This window comes from Streptomyces sp. NPDC053673 (genome assembly GCF_055585225.1).
Window position 1 is genome coordinate 1 of sequence record NZ_JBVJKN010000091.1, and the last position, 2,077, is coordinate 2,077.

A 2,077-nucleotide genomic window follows, 5' to 3' on the forward strand; every position below is an offset into this window, starting at 1 on the left:
AGCTTGTTCTTTAACCCTTGAACCGCTGTAGGGCGATAAGCGTCTTCTCGCGGCGGACGGTTTTGCCGACGTCGTAGCGGGGTGCCCGGCGCCTGTTCCTGGTGCCGGGTGGTCGTCCAGGTCCCGGCTGGTGGAGTTTCGGTGCTCTGGCGGGACAGGGCATGTGCTGGCGGAGGTTCCGAAACGTCCGTCGGACCCGGGCAGGCGTGAGTCGGCTCGGTGCGACCGGCTTCTCCCAGGGGTGCCGAAGGTCCCGGGCCAGCGGGCGGGCGAGCCGGAGCTGGGTGTATGTGGAGATGATCAGCCAGGTCCATCGGTCGGCGGCCTCCGGCTCCCGCAGCCGAGGCTTCGTCCAGCCCAGGGTCTGCTTGAACAGCCGGAATGTGTGCTCCAGGTCGAAGCGTCGCAGGAACGCCTGCCAGGCCCGGTCGACGTCCGCGTCGCTGGAGCCCGTCCTCGAGGACCACAGCCACACCGCCGGCGCCTCACGGTCCTTCGACAGGTGCTCGACCTCCAGCCGGATCAACGTCCCCTCGACCAGAGGTAGTTCACCTTCGTGGTCCAGCCAGGCGGCCCGGTGGGTCAGCCTCGGGTGGACCCGGTCCCACGCCTGTGTGACGGCCTTGCCGTAGTTCGCCGTGGCGGTTCGAGTGGTGACGGCCGGTTCGGGCCAGGTCTCCGGATTGGCAAAGCGGAACTCCGGACCGTGCTTCGGCGGCCGGCCGTTCGTCCCGGGCAGCCGCGGCGGCTTCGGTAACCGCATCACGCGGTCGCCGCGGATCCGCCCGATCAGCTCGACGGGCAGATCCCGCAGGACCCAGGCCAGGCGGGTCACGTCGTAACCGGCGTCCGTGACGATTACGATGTCCGGCTCACCGGGCTGCCACTGCCCTGCGGCGATGAGCCGTTCGATGACGTCGCGGAGCTGAGCGGCGGTGACTGCGGTGGCGTCGTCGGCCGGGCCGAGCCGGACCGTGTCCAGGATCTGCGTCCAGGATGTGGCGCCCATCTCCAGCACCGCGACGAACGAGTACGGCCAGCCCGGGATGAACTGCGAGGCTGTCTTCGCCCGGCCGTAGACGTGGCAGAACAACCGGTCCGGTGAACACGGCGCGTCCGACCGAAGCCACGGCGAGACGTCCACCGCCAGCACCAGACGGCCGTCCGGGAACCGGGGCAGCGGCAGGCCGGCCAGCAGCGACCGCAGCCGCCCGGTGTCGATCCGGCCGCGGTTCAGGGCGTCATACATCGCGCCGTGCCCGCGCCGGTGCTCGGGCAGCAGCGTCAGCTCCACCGCCGAGTGCACCGCACCCGGCGCACACAACACCGCATCCGACAGCTCGAACAGCTCGTCGCCCCGCACGGTCAGACACGCGTACAACTCGTCCCGAAAGCGTGACGCTTCCGCGAACGCCTCACCCACAGCGGCTTCAGGCAGCAGACTCACCCTCACGGCCTTCGTCATGGTCAGTGCACCTTGGTCGGAGCACATGATCAGACGGAGGCCGCCTCGGCGTCCGGCACATGACCATGTGGGCGAAGCAGTTCGAGACGCTGTTCGAGGCGCGAGGCCGCTCAGTCGGGCAGCGCGACGGTGAGGTCAACCTCGACCAGCTGCCCTGCGAAGCCCAGCTGCGTAACCCCCAAGAGCGTGCTGGCGGACGTGAAGGCCGGCCCGAGGGCGGAAGCGGTAAGCCGGTGCCAGGCGAGGCCCAGGTCCTGCCTGTCATCGCTCCGCACGTAGATCACCGAACGCACCACGTGCTGCGGCTGAGCATTCACCGCCGCAAGGGCAGCTAGTGCGTTCACGACAACCTGATCGACTTGCACCTCGAGGGAGCCCGGGCCGACGAGAGAGCCGCCCTGGTCGAGGGGGCACTGCCCCGCCAGATAGGCCGTTCGGCCGGTCTCCACCACGGTGATGTGGTGGTAGCCCGGTGTCTCATGCAACTGATCGGGGTTGATGCGGCTGATCTTCGCTGTCATGCCGTGAGTCTGACCAGTCTGCCCCCGACACGCACCAAAGTTTCTCCCACCGCGCGACCGTCCGACGCGGCGCGAGGTTAAAGAACAAGCT

General features: G+C 68.7%; 2 protein-coding genes. Both read right to left on the reverse strand.

The window, feature by feature from the left end:
- Positions 1–10: 10 nt before the first annotated feature.
- A complete protein-coding gene (locus ACZ6ZQ_RS38465) occupies positions 11–1,465 on the reverse strand; it encodes an NF041680 family putative transposase (protein ID WP_469773181.1) in 1,455 nt (484 codons plus the stop codon).
- Positions 1,466–1,575: 110 nt separating this feature from the next.
- Positions 1,576–1,986 carry a RidA family protein gene (locus ACZ6ZQ_RS38470; RefSeq protein ID WP_469773182.1) on the reverse strand — a complete coding sequence of 137 codons (411 nt, stop codon included), beginning with the start codon at positions 1,984–1,986 and terminating at the stop codon, positions 1,576–1,578.
- Positions 1,987–2,077: the final 91 nt, after the last annotated feature.

Coding starts and splice junctions, on each gene's coding strand:
- ACZ6ZQ_RS38465 (WP_469773181.1), bottom strand. CDS start 1,465: ATGACGAAGGCCGTGAGGGTGAGTCTGCTGCCTGAAGCCGCTGTGGGT.
- ACZ6ZQ_RS38470 (WP_469773182.1), bottom strand. CDS start 1,986: ATGACAGCGAAGATCAGCCGCATCAACCCCGATCAGTTGCATGAGACA.